This window comes from Mycobacterium sp. IEC1808, assembly GCF_002101935.1.
Taxonomy (GTDB): Bacteria; Actinomycetota; Actinomycetes; order Mycobacteriales; family Mycobacteriaceae; genus Mycobacterium.
Genome location: NZ_LQPV01000046.1, coordinates 1 through 26,350, shown reverse-complemented (window position 1 = coordinate 26,350; position 26,350 = coordinate 1). Strand labels below are relative to the sequence as shown.

General features: G+C 68.3%; 26 protein-coding genes and 2 pseudogenes. 13 read left to right on the top strand and 15 right to left on the bottom strand.

The genetic code is table 11. The features are described from left to right. Positions 1 to 74: 74 nt before the first annotated feature. Positions 75 to 1,121 (top strand): annotated as a pseudogene (locus AWB92_RS22605) (cytochrome P450); the annotation flags it as partial. Positions 1,122 to 1,124: 3 nt separating this feature from the next. Here AWB92_RS22605 and AWB92_RS22600 read toward each other — a convergent pair. Then, positions 1,125 to 1,766 (bottom strand): cutinase family protein, encoded by a 642-nt coding sequence (locus tag AWB92_RS22600; protein WP_081665229.1) that lies wholly within the window; start codon positions 1,764 to 1,766, stop codon positions 1,125 to 1,127. 103 nt (positions 1,767 to 1,869) lie between these two features. Between AWB92_RS22600 and AWB92_RS22595 the strand changes: the two genes are divergently transcribed. Then, positions 1,870 to 2,544, top strand: a complete 675-nt coding sequence (locus tag AWB92_RS22595) for a class I SAM-dependent methyltransferase (protein WP_085189627.1) — start codon at positions 1,870 to 1,872, stop codon at positions 2,542 to 2,544. Here AWB92_RS22595 and AWB92_RS22590 read toward each other — a convergent pair. From AWB92_RS22590 to AWB92_RS22575, 4 genes are all read right to left on the bottom strand, one after another. Then, positions 2,531 to 3,601 (bottom strand): prenyltransferase, encoded by a 1,071-nt coding sequence (locus AWB92_RS22590; protein ID WP_085189625.1) that lies wholly within the window; start codon positions 3,599 to 3,601, stop codon positions 2,531 to 2,533. The genes AWB92_RS22595 and AWB92_RS22590 overlap by 14 nt on opposite strands. Continuing rightward, entirely contained in the window at positions 3,588 to 4,358 is a 771-nt protein-coding gene (locus AWB92_RS22585) for a methyltransferase domain-containing protein (protein WP_085189623.1), read from the bottom strand. The genes AWB92_RS22590 and AWB92_RS22585 overlap by 14 nt, the downstream gene beginning before the upstream one ends. Continuing rightward, a complete protein-coding gene (locus AWB92_RS22580; RefSeq protein WP_085189621.1) occupies positions 4,352 to 5,581 on the bottom strand; it encodes a glycosyltransferase family 4 protein in 1,230 nt (409 codons plus the stop codon). Before AWB92_RS22580 ends, AWB92_RS22585 begins: the two co-directional genes overlap by 7 nt. Before the next feature lie 197 nt (positions 5,582 to 5,778). Next, positions 5,779 to 6,207: a cellulose-binding domain-containing protein gene (locus AWB92_RS22575; RefSeq protein ID WP_173817472.1), complete on the bottom strand. Its 429-nt coding sequence runs from the start codon at positions 6,205 to 6,207 to the stop codon at positions 5,779 to 5,781. A gap of 205 nt (positions 6,208 to 6,412) precedes the next feature. On the opposite strand from AWB92_RS22575, the gene AWB92_RS22570 reads away from it, so the two are divergent. Beyond that, positions 6,413 to 7,123, top strand: coding sequence for a DUF1906 domain-containing protein (locus tag AWB92_RS22570; RefSeq protein WP_346962958.1), 711 nt, complete (start codon positions 6,413 to 6,415; stop codon positions 7,121 to 7,123). 18 nt (positions 7,124 to 7,141) lie between these two features. On the opposite strand, the gene AWB92_RS22565 is transcribed toward AWB92_RS22570, so the two are convergent. From AWB92_RS22565 to AWB92_RS22550, 4 genes are all read right to left on the bottom strand, one after another. Further along, entirely contained in the window at positions 7,142 to 8,029 is an 888-nt protein-coding gene (locus AWB92_RS22565; protein ID WP_085189633.1) for an alpha/beta fold hydrolase, read from the bottom strand. A 174-nt stretch (positions 8,030 to 8,203) separates the two neighbouring features. Continuing rightward, positions 8,204 to 10,438 (bottom strand): catalase/peroxidase HPI, encoded by a 2,235-nt coding sequence (gene katG, locus AWB92_RS22560; protein ID WP_085189617.1) that lies wholly within the window; start codon positions 10,436 to 10,438, stop codon positions 8,204 to 8,206. Positions 10,439 to 10,486: 48 nt separating this feature from the next. Further along, positions 10,487 to 10,927, bottom strand: coding sequence for a Fur family transcriptional regulator (locus AWB92_RS22555; protein WP_161630305.1), 441 nt, complete (start codon positions 10,925 to 10,927; stop codon positions 10,487 to 10,489). Between the two features lie 136 nt (positions 10,928 to 11,063). Next, the gene (locus AWB92_RS22550; RefSeq protein WP_085189615.1) at positions 11,064 to 12,323 is read right to left on the bottom strand and encodes an Ig-like domain-containing protein; all 1,260 of its coding nucleotides are present in this window, start codon (positions 12,321 to 12,323) and stop codon (positions 11,064 to 11,066) included. A 76-nt stretch (positions 12,324 to 12,399) separates the two neighbouring features. Between AWB92_RS22550 and AWB92_RS22545 the strand changes: the two genes are divergently transcribed. Both AWB92_RS22545 and AWB92_RS22540 read left to right on the top strand, forming a co-directional pair. Next, positions 12,400 to 13,161 (top strand): hypothetical protein, encoded by a 762-nt coding sequence (locus AWB92_RS22545; protein WP_085189613.1) that lies wholly within the window; start codon positions 12,400 to 12,402, stop codon positions 13,159 to 13,161. A 59-nt stretch (positions 13,162 to 13,220) separates the two neighbouring features. After that, positions 13,221 to 14,750 (top strand): FAD-dependent oxidoreductase, encoded by a 1,530-nt coding sequence (locus AWB92_RS22540; protein WP_085189611.1) that lies wholly within the window; start codon positions 13,221 to 13,223, stop codon positions 14,748 to 14,750. A gap of 4 nt (positions 14,751 to 14,754) precedes the next feature. On the opposite strand, the gene AWB92_RS22535 is transcribed toward AWB92_RS22540, so the two are convergent. Beyond that, positions 14,755 to 15,747, bottom strand: coding sequence for a class I SAM-dependent methyltransferase (locus tag AWB92_RS22535; protein ID WP_085189631.1), 993 nt, complete (start codon positions 15,745 to 15,747; stop codon positions 14,755 to 14,757). Between the two features lie 271 nt (positions 15,748 to 16,018). On the opposite strand from AWB92_RS22535, the gene AWB92_RS22530 reads away from it, so the two are divergent. The 3 genes from AWB92_RS22530 (at position 16,019) to AWB92_RS22520 (ending at position 18,841) form a co-directional block, all read left to right on the top strand. Continuing rightward, positions 16,019 to 17,362 (top strand): PPE domain-containing protein, encoded by a 1,344-nt coding sequence (locus tag AWB92_RS22530; protein ID WP_085189609.1) that lies wholly within the window; start codon positions 16,019 to 16,021, stop codon positions 17,360 to 17,362. A gap of 274 nt (positions 17,363 to 17,636) precedes the next feature. After that, on the top strand, positions 17,637 to 17,960 hold the full coding sequence (locus AWB92_RS22525) for a DUF732 domain-containing protein (RefSeq protein ID WP_068182231.1): 324 nt from the start codon (positions 17,637 to 17,639) through the stop codon (positions 17,958 to 17,960). Positions 17,961 to 18,037: 77 nt separating this feature from the next. Next, positions 18,038 to 18,841, top strand: a complete 804-nt coding sequence (locus AWB92_RS22520) for an MOSC N-terminal beta barrel domain-containing protein (protein ID WP_085189607.1) — start codon at positions 18,038 to 18,040, stop codon at positions 18,839 to 18,841. Here the strand turns inward: AWB92_RS22520 and AWB92_RS22515 are convergent, their stop codons facing one another. The 5 genes from AWB92_RS22515 to AWB92_RS22495 are packed head-to-tail and all read right to left on the bottom strand — an operon-like array spanning position 18,842 to position 21,851. Further along, positions 18,842 to 19,090: a DUF6480 family protein gene (locus tag AWB92_RS22515; RefSeq protein ID WP_085189605.1), complete on the bottom strand. Its 249-nt coding sequence runs from the start codon at positions 19,088 to 19,090 to the stop codon at positions 18,842 to 18,844. Positions 19,091 to 19,135: 45 nt separating this feature from the next. Continuing rightward, positions 19,136 to 19,690: a thioredoxin family protein gene (locus tag AWB92_RS22510; RefSeq protein ID WP_085189603.1), complete on the bottom strand. Its 555-nt coding sequence runs from the start codon at positions 19,688 to 19,690 to the stop codon at positions 19,136 to 19,138. A gap of 21 nt (positions 19,691 to 19,711) precedes the next feature. Beyond that, entirely contained in the window at positions 19,712 to 20,341 is a 630-nt protein-coding gene (locus AWB92_RS22505; protein ID WP_085189601.1) for a DUF1345 domain-containing protein, read from the bottom strand. Between the two features lie 21 nt (positions 20,342 to 20,362). After that, entirely contained in the window at positions 20,363 to 21,034 is a 672-nt protein-coding gene (locus tag AWB92_RS22500; RefSeq protein WP_085189599.1) for a cutinase family protein, read from the bottom strand. Positions 21,035 to 21,080: 46 nt separating this feature from the next. After that, a complete protein-coding gene (locus AWB92_RS22495; protein ID WP_085189597.1) occupies positions 21,081 to 21,851 on the bottom strand; it encodes a class I SAM-dependent methyltransferase in 771 nt (256 codons plus the stop codon). Positions 21,852 to 22,023: 172 nt separating this feature from the next. Between AWB92_RS22495 and AWB92_RS22490 the strand changes: the two genes are divergently transcribed. From AWB92_RS22490 to AWB92_RS22475, 5 genes and pseudogenes are all read left to right on the top strand, one after another. Further along, positions 22,024 to 23,622: a PecA family PE domain-processing aspartic protease gene (locus tag AWB92_RS22490; protein ID WP_085189595.1), complete on the top strand. Its 1,599-nt coding sequence runs from the start codon at positions 22,024 to 22,026 to the stop codon at positions 23,620 to 23,622. A gap of 112 nt (positions 23,623 to 23,734) precedes the next feature. Continuing rightward, positions 23,735 to 23,839: pseudogene (locus AWB92_RS31275) on the top strand (hypothetical protein); the annotation flags it as partial. Between the two features lie 47 nt (positions 23,840 to 23,886). Continuing rightward, positions 23,887 to 24,837, top strand: a complete 951-nt coding sequence (locus AWB92_RS22485) for a DMT family transporter (protein ID WP_241523548.1) — start codon at positions 23,887 to 23,889, stop codon at positions 24,835 to 24,837. A 155-nt stretch (positions 24,838 to 24,992) separates the two neighbouring features. Continuing rightward, positions 24,993 to 25,799: a lytic transglycosylase domain-containing protein gene (locus AWB92_RS22480; protein ID WP_241523550.1), complete on the top strand. Its 807-nt coding sequence runs from the start codon at positions 24,993 to 24,995 to the stop codon at positions 25,797 to 25,799. 80 nt (positions 25,800 to 25,879) lie between these two features. Next, positions 25,880 to 26,350: DUF222 domain-containing protein (locus AWB92_RS22475; protein WP_142282245.1), on the top strand; the 471-nt coding region annotated here is incomplete at its 3' end.

The following is a 26,350-nucleotide window of genomic DNA, read 5'->3' as shown; positions in this document are numbered from 1 at the left end:
TTGAGAACTCTCCTGTCCGGTGGTCAGCCACCACCATTCAGGCCGAACCCCTTACACAGTCAATGAGACACGCCCTGCCCCGCCCACTTCGGACGCTGATATCAAGGACGGACGACGCCGCGGCGGCAAATCCGGTCGAACCGCCCGCCATGGTCGTCGTGGACCCTCCCGAGCACACCCGGTACCGGCAGGCGGTGGCGCAAAGCTTCACCCCGCGCGCGATCGACCGGCTCGGCGCCCGCGTCGTCGAGGTGACCGACGAGCTCATCGATCGCCTTGCGGAAACACCACGCCCGGATCTGATCGCCGACTTCGCGTCCCAGCTGCCGGTGGCCATCATCGCCGAGATTCTCGACCTGCCCCCGGACGCCCACCGGTGGATGTTGGAGTGGGGACACAGCGGCGCCCCGCTGCTGGACATCGGGATCGGATGGCGGACCTACCGGCGGGCCATCGACACCCTGCGCGACGCGGATCACCAACTGCGTGAACGCTTCCATCAACTCCGCGCGGGGGAGGCGGGCGACGACAACCCGTTCAGCCGGCTGGCCGCCCACGGCACGCTCACCGACCACGAATTCACCGCCAACGCCGCGCTGCTCATCGGCGCGGGCTTCGAGACGACCGTCAACCTGATCGGCAACGGCATAGTCCTGCTCCTGCGGAACCCCGATCAACTCGCGCAGCTGCGCGCGGATCCCGACCTGTGGCCGTCGGCCGTCGAGGAGGTCCTTCGGATGGACAGCCCCGTGCAGATGACGTCGCGCACCGCGCTTTGTGACCTCGAATTGGCGGGTCATCGCGTCGTCACGGGGGACATGGTGGCCCTGCTGCTCAGCGGCGCCAACCGCGACCCGCACGTATTCACCGACCCAGCGAGATTCGACATCGCCCGGCCCAATGCCCGCGAGCATCTAGCGTTCGCGTCGGGCATCCATGCCTGCCTCGGCGCGGCGCTGGCACGGATCGAAGGGGCCACCGCGCTTCGCGCCCTGTTCGAGGCCTTCCCGGACCTGGAGCTGACCGCGCCCCCGCAGCCACGCGGACTGGTCAACCTGCGCGGATTCAGCCGGATGCCCGCGAAACTCGGCACTCGCAATGCCTCGTCGGTGCGCGCTTAGTCCTTACAGCTTGCCCGCGACGAAATCGGCGGCCTGATTGGCCATGCCCGCGTCGATGTACGCGCCGGCGAGGTGTTGCGGCCAGTTCTCTTTCCAGGTGTTCGGGTCGGCCGGGTTGCAGACGGGGTCGGCACCATGGCACAACTCGATGGTCCTGTCGTTGTAGAGCGGGTTGAAATTCGTGATCGGACCCACCCACTGGCTTCCGTTGCCGAACAGCGCGACCGCGGCAACGTGCTGGTCAATGCCCGGCGGCAGTGGGCTGTCGAAACCGAACGCGGCGATGGGCGCGGCGAGCACCACGTCGGTGACGGCCGCACCAAGCGAATAGCCCCCCAGCACCAGTCGGGTGTCCGGGCAGTTGTTGACCATGTCCTGGATGTGGTGGCTCATGTCGTTGGCACCGACGTCGACGTCCGTGTCGGCGCCGTACTTCACCGCATACACGCCGATGTTCTTCGAAACCTTGGATCGCAGCGCACTGATGAACGCGCTGCCGAGCGCGCCGGTGCCCGGCGACTCGAACCGTCCGCGGGCGAAGACGACCTGCACGGCGGGACAGCTCGCGGCGGCGGCCCGGGGCGTCCCCGCCGGCACCACCGCGGGCGCCACAGTCAACGCCGCCGCGGCGACAACGGCGGCCATACCGATATCAAGGAACCTGCGGACAGGCAAAGCGCGCACAGCACGATGTTAGAGCGAGCGCGCCGCTTGGGCAGGGCGAATTCCGGTCGGATAGGTTCGCCTCATGAGCCATGCCGACGCCGAGTCACCCGAGCGCCTGTTTGCGCTCGCCGAGCAGGTGCAGGGCTTCATGCCGCCCGACGAGGGACGTGTCCTCTACGACGCCGCGCTGCGGTACCTCGACGGCGGCGTCGGCGTCGAGGTCGGCACCTACTGCGGCAAATCCACCCTCCTGCTCGGCGCGGCGGCGCAACAGACCAACAGCGTGCTCTACACCGTCGACCATCACCACGGCTCGGAGGAACACCAACCCGGGTGGGAGTACCACGACGCCTCGATGGTCGATGACGTGACGGGTCTGTTCGACACGCTGCCGACGTTTCGCCGCACGCTGGACGCCGCCGGGCTCGACGACCATGTCGTCGCCGTCGTGGGCAAGTCGCGGGTGGTGGCCCGGGGGTGGCGGGCGCCGCTGTCGTTCTTGTTCATCGACGGCGGCCACTCCGAGAAGGCGGCGAACGAGGACTTCGACGGCTGGGCGAAGTGGGTGGACACCGGCGGCGCGCTGGTCATCCACGACGTGTTCCCCGACCCACGCGACGGCGGCCGCCCGCCCTACTACATATATCGCCGGGCGATGGATTCCGGTCAGTTCCGGGAGGTTTCGGCCACCGGGTCGCTGCGGGTGCTCGAACGCACCGGCGGGCGGGCGGGCGAGGAGATAATCACCGGCCGGTAACCACGCACTCGCAGTCGAAGTCGGTCTGCAGCCCCATGGGCAGCCCGTCGCCGCGGAAGATCCCGCTGCCCTTGGTGGTGTCCGACAGCGCGTCGGCGGCCAGGATCATCGCCGCGCCGGTCCAGGTGGTGCGTTCCTCGGGCCACCGCTTGCCGTCGGCGAAAACCAAACCGGTCCAATAGGACCCGTCCTCTTCGCGCAGGTGCTGCATCGCGGCGAACTGGCGGTGCGCGGCGGAGCGGTGGCCGATGGCGTCGAGGGCCATCACCAGTTCGCAGGTTTCGGCGCCGGTCACCCAGGGCCGATCGTCGACGCAGCGGATGCCGAGGCCGCCGACCACGAAGTCGTCCCAGCGCTGCCGGATCCGCCGGGCCGCCGCCGGGCCCCGCAGGGCACCGCCCAGGATCGGGTAGTACCAGTCCATCGAGTAGCGGTCCTTCTCGGTGAACGCCTCGGGGTGCACCGCGATCGCGTGGCCCAGGCGCCCGAGTGCCAGCTCCCATTCCGGCTGGGGCTCCCCGACCAGGACGGCCAGCGCCAGTGCGCAGCGGATGCTGTGGAAGACGCTGGCACACCCGGTCAGCAACGCTTCCGAGACGGGCCCAGCTTCGCTGCGAGCCCAGGCGATTTCGCCGTAGCCGAACTGCAAATCGATGACGAAGTCGATCGCCTTGTGCACCACCGGCCACATCTCGGCGGCGAACGACCTGTCGCCGGTGATCAACACGTGATGCCAGACCCCGGTGGCGATGTATGCGCAGAAGTTGCTGTCGCTGTTGGCGTCTTCGATTGTGCCATCGCGCATTTGGATGGGCCAGGAGCCGTCGGTCCGCTGCGTGCGGCGGCTCCATTCGAACGCGGCGCGCGCCGGCTCCAGCAGTCCGGCCGCGGTGAGCGCCATCGCGCACTCTACGTGGTCCCAGGGATCGGTGTGGCCACCCGCGAACCAGGGAATGGCCCCCGACGGTTCCTGGTCGGCCGCTATCGACTTCGCGGTCTGCCGGCACTGGTCCAGGGTGAGGACACCCGGAATCGCCGGCGCGCTAACTCGACGCAACTGAATATCCCTGGGCGGCTTCGCTTTCCGCAGCAGGCGGCGCTGCGTAGTACTTCGCGAAATACAGGACCACGCTCTTCCCGACCAGCGGGTTGAGCAGCGACTCGGCCAGCTGCGTCACCTTGGGCCGCCGCATCAGGTCCCACACCAGAAGCTTGTGATAGGTGGCCACTGCGGGGTGATCCGAATTCGACACGCCCACCGCGCATTTCAGCCACCAGAACGGCGAATGCAAAGCGTGCGCGTGATGGGCGTGGATCAATTCGATTCCGCCGCCCGCGATCTTGCCGCGCAACTCGTCGGCCCGGTAGATGCGAACGTGCCCGCCCTCGTTGGCGTGGTATTCGTCGGAAAGCAGCCAGCAAATGCGCTCGGGCAGCCAGCGCGGGACGCTGACCGCCAGCGTCCCACCGACTTTGAGGACCCTGATCAATTCGGCGATGGCGGCGTCGTCCTGCGGGACATGCTCGAGGATCTCCGAGGCGATGACGCAGTCGAACGTCTCGTCGGCGTACGGCAGGCTCAGCGCGTCACCGAGCACGACCTTCGCCGAGGCCCCCTCGGGCGCCTCGCCGGTCTCGGCCATCGCCTTCAGGATCGTGTTGACGGACCGCAGTTCGTCCGGATCTCGGTCGAAGGCGACGACGTCCGCGCCGCGCCGGTAGGCCTCGAAGGCGTGCCGGCCGCCGCCGCATCCCACATCGATCACCTTGGCGGACGGACCGATACCGAGCCGGTCGAAATCTATCGTCAGCATCGCGCGATCGCCCGCTCGTAGACCTGCACGGTTTGGGCGGCCACCGCTTCCCAGCTGAACACGTTGATCGCGCGCTCCCTGCCCGCCTTACCCATGGTGCGGCGCTTTTCCGGCGAGTCGAGCAGCTCACCGAGCGCGCCGGTCAGGGCGTCGACGTCGGCCGGGGGCACCAGCTCGGCGCAGGCGCCGTCGGTCCCCAGGACTTCGGGCAGCGCGCCCACCCGGCTGGCCACGATCGGCGTCCCGCTCGCCATGGCTTCTACTGCGGGCAGCGAAAACCCTTCGTACAGCGAGGGAATGCAGGCGACCTCGGCCGACGCGAACAGGGCGGCAAGCGCTTCGTCGGACAACCCGCTGGTGATGTGGACGATGTCCGAGATTCCCAGCTCCGCAATGAGTTTGTGGGTGGGACCGTTGGGTTCGACCTTGGCGACGAGCCGCAATTCGACGTCTCGTCGCGTGCGCAGCCTGGCGACCGCGTGCAACAGGGTCCGCACGCCCTTCAGGGGGGTGTCGGCGCTGGCGATCGCGATGATGCGGCCGGGTTGGCGGGGGCCGGACGCCGGCCGGAACAGCTCGGTGTTCACACCCAGCGGCACGACGTGCAGTTGCTCGCGTGAGACGCCGAAGTCGGCGACGATGTCCGCGGCCGACGACGACGAGACCGTCAACAGGTCGGGGATCCGGCGGGCCACCTGCTCCTGCATTTTGGAGAACCCGTACCAGCGGTGCACCAGCGGCTTGCGCCACCAACGCGCGGCGGCGACGTCAAGCACGCGGTCGCGGGTGATGGGGTGGTGCACCGTGGCCACCACCGGCAGCCCCGCGTCGGCGATCGCCAGCAGCCCGGTGCCCAGGCTCTGATTGTCGTGCACCAGGTCGAAGTCTTCGGCGCGCTCGGCCAACAGCCGGGCCACGCGCATGGTGAACGTCCGCGGTTCGGGAAAGCCCGCCGTCCACACGGTCAGCAGCTCGAGCAGGTCGATCGAGTCGCGGATCTCGCTGGGGCGCGGCACCCGGAAGGGGTCGGGCTCACGGTAAAGATCCAGGCTGGGCACCTTGGTCAACCGCACCCGCGGATCGAGCAGCTCGGGGTAGGGCTGGCCGGAGAACACCTCGACGTCGTGGCCGAGCTCGACCAGGCCGCGGCTGAGGTGGCGCACGTAGACGCCCTGTCCGCCGCAATGGTCCTTACTGCGATAGGACAGCAGGGCAATTCGCATACTCAACTCTTATCCGCCGAAGAAAAATGGCGGGCGGGCGGCCCCCAATCCGTCGCGATCAACGGACTCCCGAGCTCCGTGACAGCAAACTGGACATGTGTCCAGACTATAGTTCGCCGACCTAATTGATGCAATCGAGGGCGGAACACCGTGTTCAGTCTGCCCTCAAGTCTTCGGCGCTTGCGAAGCGGCCGCCGCTAGCTGCAAGGATATTGCCCGTTGAGCACGCAGTTCGCCGGTGGCGAGTAGGTGCCGCTCAGCACGCCCCTCATGCCGCCCGTGGCTGAACCAAGGGGCGGGATGACGCGATTCCAGTTCGCGGGGCTCAGCACGAAGTGCGTGCCGTATTGGGTGAAGGTGCTGTTCCAGGTGTGGGAGATGCCTTCTCCCGCCGGCAAGTCGAACTCGATCTTCCAGTCGCTCATCGGCGCCATGCTCGCGTTGGTCACGGTGAAGTTGGCGATAAAGCCGGTCTGCCACGTGTGTTCCACCGACAAAGTCGCCGCGGCTGCGGCCGCATGAGCGGCGGGGGAGCCGGCGAGTCCCAGGGCGGCAACCAGCACTGCCGGCGCCGTCACGTGAAGCACTGTGCGCCAGCGTTTCACGCAATTGTTCAGGCGGGCCATAGTGGCCAACATTAAGGACAAGCAGGCGGTATCGGCCCGCGCATCGCGGGTAAGCTGCACGACCTTTGTCCAATCGAAACCGTCATGAAATCGGCGGAGAGTGCCGGTCCGCGGGATGATCCCGTTTTGTTACCATCGCGCCGTGCACGACGGATGGCGATCGATCTCGCGACGCGACGCCTTCAAATACGCGTTCGCGCCGGCTCTGCTGGGCCTGGCCGCGCCGCTGGCGCAGCAGCCGGCCTCGGCGGCCGACCTGCAACTGATCGATTTCGCCGAGAAGAGGATCGCTCCGGGCGAGATCAAGGCGGCGGGCTACGGCGGGGTGGTCAACTACGTCTCGGCATCGCGACCGGGCGCGAATTTCGAGGCGAAGCCCATCACGCGGGAGTACGCGGACGCGCTGCGCGCGGCGGGCCTGCAGATCGTCAGCAACTTCCAGTACGGCAAACCCGGCTGGCCCGACCCGTCGGACTACACCCGCGGGTACGACGGCGGGGTGGCCGACGCGCACACCGCCCTGCAACTGCACAACGCGGCAGGCGGGACGGCGTCGGCCCCGATCTTTTTCAGCGTCGACGACAACATCGACGAGAACACCTGGAATGGCCCTGCGGTGCAATGGTTTCGGGGCATCAACTCGGTGTTGGGTGTGGGCCGCACCGGCATCTACGGGCATGCCCGGGCGTGCGGCTGGGCGATCCGCGACGGCGTCATCGGCAACTCGACCACGCCGGGCCACCGCTGGGCCTGGCAGACCAGGTCGTGGTCGAACGGGGAGCGCGAACCCGCGGCGGTGCTGTATCAGACCGTGGTCAACAGCCCGTCCAACCCCAGCCCGCTGCTGGGCGGGATCAACGTGGACATCGACGATGTCCTCGCCGCCGACTACGGCCAGTGGGACCTTCCGCGCTGATTTGGCGCTAGATCCCCGCTACATCCCTAGGTGAACCGAACCGTCAGCGTTCCTCTCGGGGGCCGACGGGGTCGTCGACGCGATGAAGTCCTCCAGGATCTCCGCCACAGCCGATGGAGCCTCCACATGAGGAAAGTGCCCGATTCCCTCGAGCACCTCGAGCCGACTGCCGTCCAGCGCATCATGGGCAGCGTAGGCGTGGGCCACGGGAATGATCCGGTCCTGGTCGCCCCAGATCAGCACGACGGGCATCCCAGCAGTGAGGTGGATCTTGTTCAAAGCGCTGACCGCCTGACCGCGGTAGTCCACCACTGAGCGCAACGTCCGCAAAAAGGCTTGGCGGGTCCGTCGATCGGACAGCGAGGAGTAGGCGTGCCACATCTGACCGGCTCGCGGCGACTGAACCCCGGCCGAGGTCAGCCAGGAACCCAGCTTGTTGCCGAGGTTCAGCACCGGCTGCGGTGCGACGACGGGCAATACGAATTCGGCGCCCGGTGCCGACAGGATCCTTAGCACGGGGCTGAGGTCGGGCCCGAGGCCACCGCTGCCGATGAGGGCCAGCCGCTCGCAATGCTCCCGGTGCTGGTGGGCGAATTGCATCGCGATGCCGCCGCCGAGAGACTGCCCGATCACGGTTGCCCGGTCCACCCCGAGTTCGTCGAGCAGGTCGCGCAGAAAGACGGCGAAGGCTCCCAGCGAGTAGTCGCCACGCGGCTTCGCGGACATGCCGTGGCCGAGCAGGTCCGGCGCGATGACGCGGTATTTCTTCGACAGCTGCGGAATGATCGCATGCCACGTCGCGGAGCTGCCGGCCATGCCGTGAATGAACAAGACGGCAGGTCCGTCGCCGGCATCCCGGTAGGCAATCTGGTCTCCGTGAAGTTCGAGATACTTCAATTCGCTCATGTCACCGTTTACCCAGCTTCGGTAGTCGGACGCATCGGCCATTAGCCATTGGTACATAACTTACGCCTTCGTAGGTTACCGGTGGGTAATAGTGTGGCTGGCCTCACGGTTCGCTCGGAATAGCCGACGCCCCGCGAGCCTGGTGCCCGCGGGGCGTCGCTTGCTATCCGGCTGCTACTTCAGGTCGAACCGGTCGGCGTTCATGACCTTCACCCAGGCCGCGACGAAGTCCTCGACGAACTTCCCCTGGTTGTCGTCCTGGGCGTAGACCTCCGACAGCGCGCGCAGCACCGAGTTCGACCCGAACACGAGGTCGTTGGCCGTGGCCGTCCACTTCTTCTGTCCCGACTTGCGGTCGACGACCTCGTAGACGTTCTCCGCCGTCTCCGACGCCTTCCACGCGTTGTCCATGTCGAGCAGGTTGACGAAGAAGTCGTTGGTCAGCGTGCCGGGCCGGTCGGTGAACACGCCGTGCTTGCTGCCGCCGTGGTTCGCGCCGAGGGTACGCAGCCCGCCGACGAGCACCGTCATTTCGGGCCCGGTCACACCGAGCAGGTAGGCCCGCTCCACCAGCAGCTGCTCCAGCGGCGCCTTCTCGCCGGCGCGGATGTAGTTGCGGAACCCGTCGGCCCGCGGTTCGAGCACCGCGAACGACTCCACGTCGGTGCTCTCCTGCGAGGCATCGGTGCGCCCGGGCGCGAAGTGCACCGCGATCTCGTAGCCGGCGTCCTTGGCGGCCTTCTCCACCGCCGCCGAGCCGGCCAACACGATCAAGTCGGCCAGCGAGATCTTCTTGCCGCCCGAAGCCGACGCGTTGAAGTCCTGCTGGATCTTCTCCAGCACGGGCAGCACCTTGTCCAGCTCGGAGGGCTCGTTGACCTCCCAGTTGCGTTGCGGCTCCAAGCGCAGCCGCGCCCCGTTGGCGCCGCCCCGCTTGTCGGTGCGGCGGTAGCTCGACGCCGCCGACCAGGCCGTCTTGACCAGCTGCGGCACGGTCAGGCCGGAGTCGAGCACCTTGCTCTTCAGGGTGGCGACGTCGTTCTCGTCGACCAGCTCGTGGTCGACGGCCGGAACCGGGTCCTGCCACAGCTGCGGCTCGGCGACCCAGGGCCCGAGGTAGCGGCTGATCGGCCCCATGTCGCGGTGCAGCAGCTTGTACCAGGCCTTGGCGAACGCGTCCGCCAGCTCTTCGGGGTGATCGAGCCAGCGACGGGTGATGTCGCGGTAGATGGGCGATTCACGCATCGAGATGTCGGTGACCAGCATCGTCGGCGCGCGGCCCGGCCCGCCGAACGGGTCCGGGATGGTGCCCGCACCCGCGCCGTCCTTGGCGACGAACTGCCAGGCATCGCCGGGGCTCTTGGTCAGCTCCCACTCGTAGCCGTACAGGGTCTCCAGGAAGGTGTTGTCCCACTTGGTCGGGGTGGGCGTCCAGACCACCTCCAGGCCGCTGGTGATGGCGTCCTTGCCCACGCCGGTGCCGTAGGAGCTCTTCCAGCCCAGCCCCTGCTGCTCGATGGGGGCGGCCTCCGGCTCGGGGCCCACCAGGTCGCCAGGACCGGCGCCGTGAGTCTTGCCGAAGCTGTGGCCGCCGACGATCAGCGCGGCGGTTTCCTCGTCGTTCATCGCCATCCGGCCGAACGTCTCCCGGATGTCGATCGCCGCGGCGACCGGGTCCGGCTTGCCTTCGGGGCCCTCCGGGTTCACGTAAATCAAACCCATGGTGGTCGCGCCGTAGGGCTGGGCGAGGTCACGCTCGCCGGAGTAGCGCTTGTCGGTGCCGAGCCAGGTGTCTTCTTCACCCCACAGGATCTCTTCGGGCCCCCAAACGTCTTCGCGGCCGAAGCCGAAACCGAAGGTCTTGAATCCCATGGACTCCAGGGCACAGTTGCCGGCGAAGATGATCAGGTCGGCCCAGGAGATCTTGTTGCCGTACTTCTTCTTGACCGGCCACAGCAGCCGGCGGGCCTTGTCCAGGCTGACGTTGTCCGGCCAGCTGTTGAGCGGGGCGAAGCGCTGCATGCCCTGGCCGCCGCCGCCGCGGCCGTCGAAGATCCGGTAGGTGCCGGCGGCGTGCCAGCTCATCCGGATGAACAGGCCGCCGTAGTGGCCGTAATCGGCGGGCCACCAGTCCTGCGAGGTGGTCATGACCTCGAACACGTCGCGCTTGAGCGCCTCGACATCGAGCTTGGCGAACTCCTCGGCGTAGTTGAAATCTTCACCGTACGGGCTGGCATCGGGGTGGTTCGGATGCAGCGTCGACACGTCGATCTGGTCGGGCCACCAGTCCCGGTTCGTCAGGGGCGCGTGCGATTTCGGTTTGGGGGAAGGGATTGCCGGGTTTTCGCTCTCGCTGTTGCTCGTCGTCTTGGTGTCGTCGTGGGGTGGGCGGCTGTCAGATGTTGACACAGCATTCCTTTCCGGTGGGTGTAATGCGGGCTGCGATCACGGGAGTGATCAGGACTCTGCCGTCGAGCAGTCGGGGCACATGCCCCAGTAGATGACCTCGGCCTCATCGAGGACGAAGCCATCCAGAACGTTGTTGTCGTCCAACGGGGTCAAGCACGGCGCCTCGCCGACCGCGCAGTCGACGTCGTTGATGACCCCGCACGAGCGGCAGACGACATGGTGGTGGTTGTCGCCGACGCGAGATTCGTAGCGGGCGACCAGGCCCAGGGGCTGGATCCGCCGTACCAGGCCCGCGGCGGTCAGCGCGCTCAGCACGTCGTAGACGGCCTGGCGGGAAACGTCGGGCAGATCCCCGCGTACGGCGTTGAAGATCGTGTCGGTGTCGGCATGGGGGTGGGCGTGCACCGCCTCGAGCACGGCGACCCGCGGCCGGGTCACGCGCAGGTCGGCCATACGCAGCCGGTCCGCGTAACTCGCCGATGAGGACACGTGGTCCATATCACACTCTTATTTGGAATCAGTCAAGACTTTCCCGGGGGCGAGCCGCCGAATAGGCGGTGAACCGTGCCCATCCGGTCGGTGCGTCGGGCCGAATGACGTTGCGCCAGAGTGCGACTCTGCAAACTTAGGAAGCCGGCTTCAGGGCGCTGCCGTTGCGCCACTGGTCCCAGCTCAGCGTCCAGTCGCCGTTCTGGGCCAGCGTCAACGGCGGCCCGCCACTGTTGCGGACCTCGACGACGTCCCCGGGTACGGAGAAGTCGTAGAACCACTTCGCGTTGTCGGCGTTGAGGTTCAGGCAGCCGTGCGAGGTGTCCCGGTGGCCCTGGGCCCACACCGTTGCGTCGAGCTCGTGCAGGTAGATGCCGTCGGTGCTGATCTTGGTCGCGTAGTTGATGGTCTCGCGGTAGCCGAGGCGTGAGTTCTTGGGCAGGCCGAACGTCGAGGAGTCCATCACGACGGGGTTGCCCTTGTCGATCACGGTGTAGATGCCCGGCGGGGTCCACAGCGAGATGGTGCGACCGCCGACGTCCTCGGTTCCGCCCATCCCCATCGAGGTGGGCATGGTGCGGACCAGTTTGCCGTTGTCGAAGACGCTGACCTGTTTGGTGGCGTCGTCGGCGATGGATATGTGCGCGTCGCCGATCCGGAACGACACCCGCGTGTCGTCTTGCCCGAACAGCCCGTCGCCCAAGGCAATTCCGTAGATCTTGGCTTCGGCGGTGACGGTCGTTCCCGGGGCGTAGTAGTGCTCGGGCCGCCAGTGGGCGTTTTGGCTGTCGACCCAGAACCATGAGCCCTGCACCGGCGGGTTGGTGGTCACACTCAGCCGTCGCTCGGCGGCGGCCCGGTCGGTGATCTGTTCGTCGAAGTGGGCGACGACCACCATTCCGACGCCGTAGGTGCCGCCGTCGTGCAGCGCGGCCTCCGAGGTGGTGGTGAACGAAACCTTGGTCTGGTTGGACGGACGCAGCGTCGAGAACGACGAGACCTGCGTTGCCGCAACGCCGTTGGGCCCGCGGGCAGTGACGGTCAGCGTGTAGGTGCGCCCGTATCCCAGCGGCACGGTGGGCTTCCAGGCGGTGTTGTCCGGGGTGGTGATGCCCTCGATCGGTTTGCCGCTCTCGTTGACCATGCGAACGTCCGTCAGCGTCCCCGCGTCGGCCTTCACCATGACCGGCGCGACCGGGTCGACGTCGTGCGCGTTGGGTCCGGGCGTGATCGTTATCCGAGCCGCGCCAGGCTCTTTCGCGCCGGAGCCGGGGCACGCGCCGTGCGGGCACCTGACCGACGTTGCCAGCTGGATCGCGCCCACCACCCCGGCCACGAGCAACACCGCGAACAGGAGCGGGCGCAGCCAGCCAACTGCCGGGCGAGGGGCGATCATGTGGATCAAATAGCCAGGGGCGTACGCCCTGAAACGTGGCGCGGGCCGCGTCGCTCGTGCGGAGGATCATGGGGTCATGGCCGACGACGAACTCGACAGTCTGTACTGGACCGAGCCGGAGGCTTTCACCGCCGAACGCAACAGACTGGCCAAAGCCGCGAAGGACCGCGGTGACGCGGCGGCCGCAAAAAGCATCTCCGCGGCGCGCAAACCCACCGCCGCGGCCTGGATCGTCAACCGGATCGCGCTCTCGCAGAAGGACACCAAGAAACGCCTCGCCGACCTCGGTGACCGCCTGCGCGACGCGCACGCCGCGATGGACGGCGAACGCATCCGGGCGCTGTCCGCCGAGCAACACAAGCTGATCGAGGGGCTCGCGCGCGCCGCGTTCGAAGCGGCCGACGTCAAGCGCCCGTCCGCGTCGGTGCGCGAGGACGTGACCGCCACCCTGCAAGCCGCGATCGCCGACCCCGAGGTCAGGGAGCGACTCGGCCGATTGGCCAAGCCCGAGCGATGGTCGGGTTTCGGCGGGTTCGGCGACGCGGCGCCGGCCCGGCCGGCGAAGCGTTCGCAGACGGCCGCGGAGCGGCGCCGGGAGAAGTTGACCGCGGCCGTCACCGACGCCGAGCAAGCCCAAGCCGCCGCCGACGACGCCGTCTCGAAGCGGCAAGCCGAACGCGACGCGGCCCGGCAACGGCGCGACGAGGCGATCGCGACCCTGCGCAAGGCCGAGCGTGAACTCGACAAGGCCGAGGCCGCCTACGGCAAGGCGAAGCGCGCCAGCCACGCGGCCGCCGAATCGCTGAAGGAGGCGAAAGCACAGCTCAACAAGGCGTGACAGCCATTCCGCGGGCGGCGCGCAGTTTCCGTCGACGCTGCGGGGGTATCAGCCCAGCCGTGACTTCTTTATGGCTATCCGACCGCGCAGACCCGACCTGGACCGCAAGCCGGCTTGAGGACGGCCCGCGCTCCGCCGATGTCATCGTCGTCGGCGCCGGGATCACCGGTCTGATGACCGCCGTCCTGCTCGCCCGCGCGGGCAAGGACGTGTTGGTGGTCGAGGCCCGCACGGTCGGTTCCTGCGCGACGGGAAACACCACGGCGAAGATCAGTTTGCTTCAGGGCAGCCAGCTGTCGAAGATCCTGCCCAGGCACGGGCTGGACGTGGCCCGCGCCTACGTCGACGGCAATCGCGAAGGCCAGGAGTGGGTGCTGCAGCACTGCGAGTCGAACGGCGTCGCCGTGCAGCGCGAGGACGCCTATACCTACGCCCAGTCGGCTCGGGGCGTGTTGTCCGCGCGCGCGGAGTTGGCGGCCTGCCAGGCGGTGGGCCTGGGCGCCGTGTGGGACGACGCCGCCGACGTGCCGTTTCCGTACCACGGCGGCGTGCGGCTGCCCGACCAGGCCCAGTTCGACCCCATGCCTTTCCTCGACTCGCTGGCCACCGAGCTCCTCGGCCGCGGCGGGCGGCTGGTCGAGCACACCCGGGTGCGGCGGGTGTCCTGGCGCGGCAAGGGGGTGCGGGTGCACGTCAACGACGCCGCGCGCCACGACGTCGAGCTGCAGGCCGGGCAGCTGGTGCTCGCCACCGGAATCCCGATCCTGGATCGCGGCGGCTATTTCGCACGCGTGAAGCCAAGCCGGTCCTACTGCCTGGCGTTCAAGGTCCCCGGCAACATCACCCGGCCGATGATGATTTCCACCGACTCGCCGACCCGTTCGGTCCGCTACGCGCCCGTCGCGGACGGCGAGCGGCTAATCGTCGGCGGGGCCGGCCACACGGTGGGCCGCAAGAAGAGCCCGTCGAAGTCGTTGCAGGAACTCTCGTCGTGGGCGCGCAAACACTACCCGGGGTCCGTGCAGACCCATTTCTGGTCGGCGCAGGACTACACGCCCATCGACTACCTGCCGTATGTCGGCCCCATCCTGCCGAACACCGAAACCATCTTCGTCGCAACGGGTTTCAACAAGTGGGGCATGACCAACGGCCCCGCGGCCGCGTTGGCGTTGTCCAGCCGCATCCTGGGCGGGCGGATGGATTGGGCCGGCGCGTTCGCCAGCTGGAGCCCGCACGAGCTGTCGGGCTTGCTGATGGCGCTGCAGGCCAACCTCGAGGTGGGCTTCGACCTGGCGAAGGGTTGGATCACCCCTGCGATACGCACCGGCCGCCGCAGCCCCGTCAACGGCGAGGGCGGCGTGGTGAGCGGGCCCCCGTGGCACCTGGAGGCCCGCTGCCGCGTGGACGGCACCGAGCACCGCGTTTCGCCGGTGTGCCCGCACCTGGGTGGGATCGTCAACTGGAACGACGCCGACCAGGCGTGGGAATGCCCGCTACACGGGTCGCGCTTCGCCCCGGACGGCACCCTGCTGGAAGGGCCGGCGACCAGGGATCTGACCCGTAGCGCGCCGAACGTGTACTCGGGGTAGGCCCTCAGGCCGTCTTCTGATAGACCAGCCAGCGCAACTCGATCGGGGACTGATCGCGCGGGATGTCGAAGACGTCGAGGCCGCTGGCCCAGCTCTCGAACCAACCGGTCGGGGGCCAGGCGCCCTCCGGCAGGTGGGCCTTCTCGTAATCGTAGGCCGAATCGTCGGCGACGAGGTCGAAAGGCAGCCCGGCCGCCGCGTTCGATACCTCGTCACGGGTGAAGATCATCGTGTTGCACTGCTGCCCGAGTTCGATCGCGGCTCGGTCGGGGGTATAGCCGGGCCGCGGCAGGAACGTGTTGAACACCAGGCGCCCGCCCGGGGCCAACACATCGGCGGCGAGTTCGAACACGCCGCGCAATTCGTGCGGCGTACGGAAGTCGGGCACCACCTCGGAGAGGACCATCAGCTGGTACTCGTCGCGGACGCCCTCCATGGCGGTGAAGACGTCGCTCTGCATGACGCGCACGCCGAGCGATTCGCGTTCCACGTCCGCGCGCATGAGCTCGGCGAATTTCGGCGCCATCTCCACGGCGTCCACGGGGTAGCCGCGCCGCGCCAGGGCCACCGCGTTGCGCCCGGTTCCAGCGCCGACGTCCAGTACCCGACAGCTCGCCGGGTCGGCCGCCTCGCAAGCCAGCGCGAGCACGCGCGCGTCGGGTTCGGCGCCGAACAGGGGCGCCGGCCGGGTCTCGACCCAGTTGTCGTAGTCGGCCTCGACGGTGCGCCATTCGGCATTGACGCGGTAATTCAGACCCGTTCCGAAGGGAACCTGAAACGAGATGATGATCTCCGAACGCTGGGAGGCCTTGAAGGCCTTCGCCAACTCGGTCTCCAGCACCTTGTTGAGCTGACGAGCTTGTTCGGGCGTGTACGGCACACCCAGCGTCGCGCACAGGTTGGCGCACAACTGGGCGTACTCGTCGATCATGCCGGGAACGGCGGGCACCGAAATCTGGCCCTCGGCCATCGATCGGCGGTACACGCGGCTGACCATCGCTTCGCGCAACCTCGGCGTGTCGAACGGTTTGGGCTGCGGCGCGTCCACCAGACTCTTCTACACGACCCGATCCGCGGTCGCACAGGGGCCGCCGTCCTACACCACCCGTTAACACTGCCGTTTGACGGGGTATTAGCCAAGTTCACGTGCCGGACAGGTACTACTGGGGGAAGTGCAATCGTTTGCCGGTCCGATTCGGCCGCGCCGCCCAACTGGTCGGGAAGCCGTCCGTGTCCTGGCGGCGTTTGGCTCGATCGGAGGGAACGACATGGACTTCGCGGCATTACCGCCCGAGATCAACTCCGCCCGGATGTACACCGGCCCCGGCTCGGGACCGCTGCTGGCCGCCGCGACGGCCTGGGACGGGCTGGCCGCCGCCCTGCACGCGGCGGCGAGTTCCTACCAATCGGAGGTGGCGGCGCTGACCGCCGGTCCCTGGCTGGGCCCGACCTCGGGGTTGATGGCCGCTGCGGCCGCCCCGTACCTGGCGTGGACGAGAACCTCCGCCGCGCAGGCCGAGCAGGCCGCCAACCAGGCCAAGGCCGCCGCCGGCGCCTACGAGACGGCGTTCGCGGAGACGATTCCGCCGCCGGTGGTCGCGGCCAACCGCAGCCTGCTGCTGGCACTGGTCGCGACCAATATCTTCGGTCAGAACACCCCATCGATCGCCGCCACCGAGGCGCAGTACGCCGAGATGTGGGCCCAGGACGCCGCCGCCATGTACGGCTATGCCGCCGCATCGGCGTTGGCGACGACCCTGACGCCGTTCGCGCCGCCCCCGCGAAACACCAGTTCCGCCGGGCCGGCCGCGCAGGCCGCGGCGGTGGCGCAAGCCACCGGCACCTCCCCCGGAAGCGCGCAGAGCGCCGTGTCCAGCGTGCAGGCCATCGCGGCGGTACCCAACGCGCTGACCAGCCTTGCGGCCACCCCCGCCCAGGCCGGGCCGCTCGACCTGCTGGCCGTGCTGGCCAACTTGAGTGGTGTTTTCATCGACCCCGAATTGAGCGCGGCGGGCCTCAGCGCCGACACGGTGCTCGGCACCACCGCCCTTCCCTACGACGTCGCCGGGTACTACGTCGGTATCCACACCGACGACATCGTCAGCGGCTGGGCGGGAATACAGGCGTGGCCCGGCTCGGAACCGGTGCCCCCCTCGCCGTTCCCGGTGATCACAAACCTAGCCGGCGGGTCGGCGGCAACGGCTGGCCTCGCCGAAGCGAAAACCATTGGGGCCCTGTCAGTTCCACCGGCCTGGGCTGCCGAGACGACGATGATACGGCCCTTGGCGGTCGCATTGCCGGCGACCAGCATGGGCGCCGCCGCCGAGGCCTCGACGGGGAGCATGGGCAGCCTGTTCAGCCAGATGGCCCTGGCGGGCATGGCCGGGCGCGCGATGGCCGGCACCGGTGGCGGGGGCGGTGCCCCGGCCCGCCGAGAGCGGATCGGGGCGCCGACCGCCGACAAGAAGGCGCCGCTGGAAGCCCCGGCCGGGGGCCCGGTCACGAGCGTCGCCGCCGAGCTTCGTGAGCTGGCCTCGCTGCGCGACGCGGGAATCCTCACCGACGAGGAATTCACCGAACAGAAGAAGAAACTCCTGTCTCAGATTCCCTAGTAAATCGTCGGCCACGGCAACAGTTGCCTTTTGACAGCAAATGAAGGTATGCACCGGTTGGTTACGCGGTGTATTCGGCGGCGTTGCATTCTCGCCAACTCGCGAAGGCCTTGAAAAGTCGGCCGCGCCTCGATCGTGGTCACCGGCCGAGGCATCGCTCATTCAGGCCGGTCGACCGTCTGGCCACGAGTTTCGAAGTTTTTAATATTCATGCCGGGCCGGACGACCATATACTGACGGCACCTGAACGCCGACAAGAAAAGAAGGGCATGAAATGTCTGCACCTCGCTGGCTGGCCAAACTGACAATTCCCGTGATGGTTGGCGCTGCCCTGACAGCAAGCACCGCGATTGCATCGGCCGACTCGACGGACGACGCATACCTCGCGAAACTGAAAAACCTCGGATTCAGCTGGCCCTCGTCGGGTGACTCCGACATGATCGCACTGGGGCATGCGGTCTGCGCCGACCGGATGGCCGGCAAGACGCCCGATGCGATCGCCGCCGACTTGCACTCCGGCATGAGCTCGAAGGGCTTCTCGTTCGCGGACATGACCGGCTGGGTCAGCGCCGCGGAATCGACCTACTGCCCGGGTTAGTCGACACCCGGCCGCCGCGACCGCACTACTGTCGTCCCTGACGGTGAACGACGGGTCTCTCGCGGGGGAAAGTGCACATGCGGGTGGAGAGCTTGCGCCGCTACCCGGTGAAGTCGATGCTCGGCGAAACCGTGGACTCCCTGTTCGTCGACGAAGGCGGAGCCGAGGGGGACCGGCGACTGGCGCTCGTCGACACCGAAACCGGCCACGTGGCCAGCGCCAAACAGGCGCGGCTCTGGCGCGGGCTGCTGAAGTGCACCGCGCACGCCGGCACCGGTCGGGTCACGATCAGGCTGCCCGACGGGACCGACGTCACCGCCGATGACCCCGACATCGACGACGTGCTGTCGCGGCTGCTGGGACGGACGGTGCGACTGGTCAGGCAGCGACCGCAGGGCGCCACGCTGGAACGCCCGGATCCCGAGCAGCTGCTGGAGCTCGGGTTGGATGCCGAGGTCGGCGGCCGCATCCTCGAGATCGCTCAGGCGACCCCGGGCGACTCGTTCACCGACGAGGCCCCGCTGCATGCGATCACCACGGCCACCCTCCAGCACATCGACGTGGAGGCGCTGCGCTACCGGCCCAACCTGGTGATCGCGACGCCACCGGGGCATCCCCCCTATGCCGAAAATGATTGGGCGGGAAGGGAAATAGTGGTCGGGGAGGTACGGCTGCGAGCCCTGACTGCCACCTCACGGTGCGTGGTGCCCACGCTGGAGCACGGCCCGTTGCCGCGAGCCCCGCACGCGCTTCGCATTCCCGCGGCCGAGAACCGTTGGGACACAGGCGGTCACGGACCGCAGCCATGCGCGGGGGCGTACCTGGAGGTGGTTCGGCAGGGCGTCATTCGGGTCGGTGACCCCGTCACCATCGGTGCCTAGTCAGCCCGTCAGCCCGAGTATTTTCATGACGAGCAGCACCGCCACCGCGGCGAACGCCACGACGAAGACACAGACCGCGATGACCGTGAGCGTGGCCCCGGGAGTGAATCGCCGGCGATTGGGCGGTTGAGGCTCGGCCACACCCGAGGTCTGCGGCGCGGCCGGCGGTGTCGCGCCGGGCGTGACGCCTCCGCCCCGCTCGAGGTCGGGCGTTTGCGTCGGATCGGGATCGGGGGGTTGCGCGGTCATGGCTGGTGTTGCGATACCCGCCAACACGGCGCCCAAACGCGCGAATCAGGCTGAACGCCACTTGATGCCACACCCGATCGACGGGCGTTGATCGGCGTCCACCGGCCGCCCGGCGAGCACCGCGTCGACCGCCGCCCGCACGTCGGCGGCCGTCACCGGCTTGTCGTTCCCCGGGCGGGAATCGTCGAGCTGTCCGCGGTAGACAAGGCGGCGCTCGCCGTCGAAGACGAAAGTGTCGGGCGTGCAGGCCGCCGAGAAGGCGCGCGCGACGTCCTGGGTCTCGTCGTACAGGTAGGGGAACGTCCAGCCGTGGGCACGGGCCTCGGCCACCATCTGCTCGGGCCCGTCCTGCGGGTAGGTGACGACGTCGTTGCTGGAGATGCCGACCATCGCGACGCCCTGGTCCGCCAGGTCGCGGCCCAGCGCGGCGAGCCCGGCGGCGACGTGCTTGACGTACGGGCAGTGGTTGCAGATGAAGGTGACGACCAGCGCGGGGCCCGTGAGGTCGTCGAGGCTGACCGTGGCGCCGGTGGCCGGCTCGGGGAGCGAGAAGGGCGGCGCGGGGGTGCCGAGGGCGAGCATGGTGGACTCGATGGCCATGCCAGCCAGATTAGCCGCGGATCACACCTTGGAGCCCAGCCCGGCGATCAAATTGATGGTGACCGCAAGGACAACGGCGCCAAGCAGATAGGACAGCAGCGCCTGGCGCAACACCGTCGACCGGATGGACGTCAGCCCGATCTCGGTGTCCGACACCTGATAGGTCATGCCGACGGTAAAGGCCAGATACGCGAAATCGCTGAACCGGGGCGGCTCCGGGTCGTGGAAGTTGATCCCGCCCGGTTCGTCCGAGTAGTAGAGCCGCGCGTAGTGCACGGTGAACAGCGTGTGCACCGCGAACCAGGACGCCGAGACGGACAGGATGCCCAGCAGGGCGGCGACGACGGCCGCGGCGCCGGAGCGCGACCCGGCGGCGACCACATAGGCCACCCCGACCAGGCTGGCGAGGCTTGCCGACACGACGACGGTGTCGGCGATCCAGCGGGTGGGGTCCTCGCGGGTGACGTATTCGCGGGTGCGGTCGGCGTCCATGCCGCCCAACAGGAGCCACGTCCACACCACATACACGCCGGCGGTGACGACCCAGCCGACGAGGGCAAATCGCCAGCCGATGGTATTGCCCACCGCGACTGCGACCGCGACGCCGAGCACCACGGCGATCAGGATCCGAACCGCTACAAGGGATCTCACAGTCGGGTGGCTCGGAGGCCGCTAGCCGTTCTGTGCCCGGGCGGGCGCCTGACCGATCTTGTTGGCGGCGAACGTCGCGGCCTGGTTGACCATGCCGGAGTCGATGTACGACATGTGCGAAAAGATGTTGCCGCCCGGGGAGCAGATCGGGTCGTCGGGCGCGCACAGGCTGATGGTCCGACCGACCAGCACCGGGCTGATCGTCGGAAGCGGCTGGCCGCCCCACAACATGCTGGAGAACCCGCTGGATGGCTCACCGAACAGGGCGACGGCGGCGACGTGGTCGGCCACCGGGCCCGGCAGGGTCTGGCTGGCGAGATCGATCACGGTCGAGCCCTGGGAGTACCCGCCGAGCACCATTTTCGTGTTGGGGCAGCTGGCGGCGACGTCCTGGATGTGCGCGCTGGCGTCGTTGGAGCCGGCCGACGCGCTGTTGTGATAGTCGTCGTTCGCCGGGTAATTGACGGCGTAAGAGCTGACGGAGCGCCCAGGGAGCTGTGCAGTGAGCGAGTCGACGAACGCCTGCCCCATGTTTCCGAGGCCGGGCTCCTGGTGGGTGCCACGGGCGAAGACCACCGCGACGTCGGTGCAGGGATCCGCGGACGCGACCGGGATGGCGATCGGCGCGCTCAGCGCCGCCCACGCCGTCACGGCCGACACTCCAGCGATGCGGGCAAGCCTGGGTGAATTCATTTCCAAATGCTGACACACCCGCGACGACGGCGGCGCATGCGGTGCCTCAAATCCCGTCGCCGCGCGCGAGCCGATCGGCCCGCCAACAGCGCGCCTGCATCGGCATCTCGACCGTGTCGGCACCGGGGAACCGCGCCGCCAGGGCCGCCCGCGCTTCGGTCAGCCGCCGCGCACGGTCTTCGGGGGAAGCGACGAGGAACCTGCTGTAGGTCCCCAGCATCGCGACGGCGTCGTCGATCGTCATGGTTCGCGTGAATCGGAACGTCTCGCGGGCGAAGTTGCGGAACGTCGTCGGCAACGGGAGGACGACGTCCAGTCGCCGGCGAGCCCGGTCGGCCGACTCGGCGTCGGAGGCCTCGTCGCCGGGCAGCCGGTCGAGGTCGCGCACCCAGCCCACCTCGCGGTCCCGGCTAGTCCAGATCAGGCCGAGCCGACCGCCGTCGCGCAGTACTCGACCGATCTCCGGCACGGCGCGCTCGGGGTCCATCCAGTGCCACGCCGACGAGACGAACACCGCGTCCGCGGAGGCGTCGGGCAGCGGAATCGACTCGCCGCGGCCCTCGACGACGCGCACGCCGGGAGATCGGGCCGCGAGGACCTTCCGCATCCGCGCGTCCGGTTCGACGGCGACGACCTGCGCGGCCTTGCCCAGCAACGCCCGGGTGAACAGTCCGGTGCCCGCACCGACATCGACGGCCACCCCGCATCCGGACGGGACCAGCCAGTTCACCGCATCCGGCGGGGGTTGGGGCCGCAGTCCGTCGTAGTTTTCGGCAATCGACCCGAAGGACATCGCGCGTTGTTGACGGTCACTCACGGTGCCACGGTAGTCGCGGTCGGTGCCCAGGGCCGTCGCCGCGGAAACGTTTGGTAAATACCGAGAATTTTGGCCCGGTTTTCCCTAGAGTCTGGCGTACCGGCTGGTGGCCTGAAGGCCCGTCCCCGGTGAAAATGCGTGGTCGTGGGGCACAGGGAAGGACACCCGGGGGATGAGTTTTCTGACGTCACCGCCAGAGATTATTTCTTCTCTGCTCCATTCCGGCGCAGGGCCGACACCCATGCTGGCCGCGTCCGCGGCGTGGGATGGGCTTGCCGCAGAACTCGGTACCGCGGCGCAGTCGTTCTCCTCGATCACCTCCGGTTTGGCCGCCGACGCCTGGCAGGGGCCCGCCTCGGCGGCGATGCTGTCGACCGCGGCGCAGTACTCGGCGTCGCTCAGCGCGGCGGCGGCGCATGCGCAGACGGCCGCCCTGCAGGCCCAGGTGGTGGCCGGCGAGTTCGAATCCGCCCTGGCAGCCACGGTGCATCCCCTGGTGGTCGACGCGAACCGGAGCCAGCTGGTGCAGCTGGTGTTCTCCAACCTGTTCGGGCAAAACGCGCCCGCGATCGCCGCCACGGAAGCCGCATACGAGGAGATGTGGGCCCAGGACGTCTCCGCGATGGTCGGCTACCACGGCGGGGTTTCGGCGGCCGCGGCCCAGCTGTCGTCTTGGTCGTCCGCGCTGCAGGCGCTGCCGGCGCAGGCGTCCGCCGCGATTGCCGGCCCCTTCAACCCGGCGGCCGCCGCCCCGGCCGCAATCGGTTCGCTGACCTCCGCGGCCAGCAACCCACTCGGGAACCCTGTCCAGGCGTTGGAAACCTACGCCGCCGACATCATCAATTTCCCGACCGACATCTTGTTCGGCCGTCAGCTGATCCCGACCGGGCCGCAGTCGCTCGGCACCAGCGCGACGATAGCGAACTCCACAACGGCAACCGCCCCGCTGACGGTATTCGCCGGCACCGAGCCGTTGGTGAACGCCTCCGTCGGCACCGGATCCGCCGTGCCGTTGCTGGTCGACACCGGCTCCGCCGGCCTCGTGATCCCGTTCACGAAGGTCGGCGGGCTGTTGGGCGTGCTGCAGCTCGGCCTCCCCATCGGAGGCGGCATTGGGGGGTACAGCGGCGGGCTCGATTACCTCTACCTGACCTACAACGCGCCGGTGAATTTCGGCGGCGGGCTGACGACCGCGTCCACCCCCGTCAACGTCGAGTTCCTGGCGTTCCCGGTGTCCATCCAGTCCGCCATGACCAACGGCCTGACGTTCCAGTCCTTCTTCGCTTCCGACGGCGCCTCCGGGGTTCTGGGGGTCGGACCGAACGCCGGCGGCCCCGGTCCGAGCATTCCGCTCCAGGCGCTGCCGTCGCCCTACAATTCAGGCCTGCTGATCAATCAAACCGCCGCCAATCCTTATCTGCAGTTCAGTGGGCCGCCGACGATCGCGAATCCTGTGTTGGCGAATCTTCCGCAGATGCCGATTACCAACCTTGATGTGAAGGTCGGTAGCGGGCCGCTGCAATCCGTCGCGTCGATTGTCGACTCCGGCGGCGTGGAAGGAACCCTGCCGGCGGGCATTGGCGCGCACCCAGGCGACCTGATTCAGGTCTTCGACGCCAGCGGTACGCACCTGCTGTACTCGTACACCTACAACGGGGATTACTTCCCGACGCCGATCTCGAGCGGGTTGATGAACACCGGGAACCTGATTTTCGCGGAGCACCCGGTCTACATCAACTACGCCACGGGCGGCGCGACCGTCTACCAGTGATCTGACGCTTCCATCTCGTCCGCCAACCGTCACATCGAATCGGCGATTCCTTAATGGGTAGAACGATTCTCATTCCTTCGGCACCGCCAATTCGGCGCTGATGTTCGCGGGTGCCGGCTCGTGCGTGACGAACACCGGGGCGCTGCCCTTCCTCGAACAACCCGTGTACATCTCGTATAGCCCGGGTGGCGTCGGGACGACGATCTTCTGCCAGTGAGTCGCGCCCTCTCGCCGGGCGAGGTTCGCACCGCTTGAATGCTGGGTATGCACCCGGCCATGGGGTGGGTGGCGCAGCACGCAGTGGCGATCGTGTCGGCGTTGCTCGCCGCATTCTGGGCAGCGGTCGGCATCGTCGTTCGGCAACGCGTCGCGCGCCGCGTCCCTGACGACAAAGCCATGTCGGCAACGATGGCCACCACCCTGGTCCGCGAACCGCTGTGGTGGGCGGGCACTCTCGCCGCGGTCGCCGGTTACGTCTTCCAAGCGCTGGCGCTGGCACACGGATCCTTGCTCTTGGTCCAGCCGCTACTGGTGTCGTCGCTGCTGTTCGCACTGCCAATGAGCGCGAGGCTGTGCCACCAGCGCATCAGTTGGGCCGACTGGGGGTGGGCGACGCTCTTGACCGCCGCCCTGGCCGTCTTCGTGCTCGTCGGCCAGCCCCGCGAGGGCCACAACCGGGCCCCGGTGCCCGCGTGGACGATCGCCCTGACGATGACCGTGCCGCTGGTGATCGTGTGCGTCGCCGCGGCCCGACGCGCCGCCGGGCGACCCCGCGCCATGCTGCTGGCGGTCCCGGTGGCGGTCCTGCTGGGCATGATCGCCGTCCTGACCAAGATCTGCACGCACCGCTTCGCCGTGGCCGGGTGGCAGGGGCTGCTGACCGTGCCGGCCCTTTATGTGCTGGTCGGGCTCGCCGCGGCGCTCACCGTGGTGCAACAGGCGGCGTTTCACGCCGGCGCGTTGCAGGCGTCCGTACCGATCATGTTGGTCGGCGAACCGATCGTCGCGGTCGTGCTCGGCGTGGTGGTGCTCGGGGAGCACCTGGCGGTGCGGGGATCGGCGGCACTGGTCCTTGCCGTCGCAGCGGTGGCGATGGCGGCGGCCGCCATCGCGCTGGGCCGCGACGAAGCCGCCGGAGCCAGTTTGCCGACCCCGCCGCAACCGCCGCTCGAGCCGATGACGGCCGCCGGCGCGCGAATCGGGGACAGCGCATAACGGCCGCCTCGCGTGTCGCTACCGTTGAGCTACCCCGAGTCGGATCGGACGGGAGGCACACTGTGAGCGGTAAACCGCGCGCCACGCTGGTTGTCCTCGGCGCGATCCTGGTCGCCCTGGCCGGGGCGGCGGCTCCAACGGCATCCCCCACGACCATGACGCGGCCCGCGGCGCCGAGCATCCGCGCCGGCGCGCAGCCCCAGTTGGCGTCGGACCCCGCGCAAGTGGCCGACGACCTCGTCGCCGATGAGCACGCGCTGCGTGACGCGTCGACGGGGGAGGCTGGGTTGGTGGCGGCGGCGCACCGCGAGCAGGCGGCGTATCGCGTCATCGGGCGCCACCCCGAATGGGACGCGACCATACGACCGCGGATCCCGGCATCGCTGCTCGATGTCTACGATCGCAACGTCGACGCCCGCCGGCAGCTCACCGCGATGACGGCCGTCCGGGACACGCTGCCCGCGTGGAACATCGAGCCGCCGGCCCCGGCCGACGAGCTGCTGGGCTACTACCACCAGGCGGAGTCGGAATCCGGCGTCGGCTGGAATTACCTGGCCGCCATCAACCTCGTCGAGACCCGCCTCGGCAGCATCCACGGCGTGAGCACCGCCGGCGCGCAGGGGCCGATGCAGTTCCTGCCCGGGACATTTGCCAGTTACGGGCAGGGCGGTGACATCAACTCGCCGCACGACAGCATCATGGCCGCGGGCCGCTACCTGGCCGCCAATGGCTTTGCCGGCGACCGCGATCACGCCATCTACCGGTACAACCACGCGAACGAATACGTGCGCGCGGTCGATCAATACGCGGCCCTCATCGGGTCCGATCCCGCCACCTTTGCCGCCTACTACCGCTGGGACGTCTACTGCAACACCACCGCGGGCGACGTGCTGTTGCCCATCGGCTACGCCGCCTCGTCGCCGATCCCCGCCGCGGAGTACGTGGCCAGCCACCCGCAGTGATGTAGATCTGCGCACTGGCGGCCAATCTCGTTGTCCCGCTTGGCCGAAAACTTGTCGTACCTGGCTGTGATGATGGGGTCATGTCTTCGACCGCAGCTGTTGGCGCTTGGGTGGTGAATGAGCCGACGCGTCTTGAGGTGCTGTTTGAGGAGTTGGCGGAGTTGTGCGGTCAACGCAATGCGATTGATGGGCGCATTGTGGACATCGTCGCCGAGATCGATCGCGACGGATTGTGGGGTAATACCGGGGCGCGGTCGATCCCGGCGTTGGTGGCCTGGAAGACCGGCTGCTCGCCGGCCAACGCGCACACGATCGCCACGGTGGCGGGCCGGGTGCAGGAGTTTCCGCGCTGCACCGCGGCGTTGCGCCAGGGGCGGTTGTCGCTGGATCAGGTCGGGGTGATCGCCGCCCGCGCGGGTGAGGGGTCTGATGAGCATTACGTCGAGCTGGCGAAGGTGGCCACGGTCACGCAGTGGGGCTGTCAAGATAACTGTGTAAGATGTTGCGGCCGTTCATCTTTGGGTCATAGTGGGAGTCGGTCGGGGAATTGG